The sequence below is a fragment of the Seonamhaeicola marinus genome, assembly GCF_008085455.1.
In genome coordinates, this window is record NZ_VSDQ01000533.1 from 1 (window position 1) to 517 (window position 517).

Consider the following 517-nt stretch of genomic DNA (forward strand, 5'->3'; position numbering starts at 1 on the left):
CACTATCAGATAAGCTGTGTTTTACGTTTGTGTTTATTAAAATTAATTGGTGGTGTTTAAAATCTATTTTAAAAGGTTTTGCTTTAATGGTACGGCAATCTAGCAAAAGAGCGTTATCTTTTACTCCAAACATACTTGCGTATTGGTCCATTATACCACAATTAACACCAACATAATTATGTTCTGCTTTTTGCGAAATAAATATCATTTCTTCTTTAGAAAGCCCTAAGTTGAATATTTCATTTAAGCCAAAAACCACACTATTTTCTAAAGCGGCTGATGATGACATACCTGCACCTCCTGGAATATCGCCTTTAAAAACGATATTGAAGTTACCTATAACTTTGTTACGGTTTTTAATTTCGGCAACAACACCTAAAATGTAGTTTTCCCAGCTACCTTCTTTTAATGGTTTAATAGTATCTAAATTAAAACTTACTAAGCTATCTTTATCAAGCGCGTAGGCAGATGATGTGTTGGCGTTGGTTTTTTGTATGGCTGCATAAATACCTTTATT

At 32.7% G+C, this 517-nt stretch carries 1 protein-coding gene; it reads right to left on the minus strand.

The features are described from left to right. The coding region (locus FUA24_RS08115; RefSeq protein WP_394344195.1) for a galactokinase at nucleotides 1-517 on the minus strand (517 nt) is incomplete at both ends.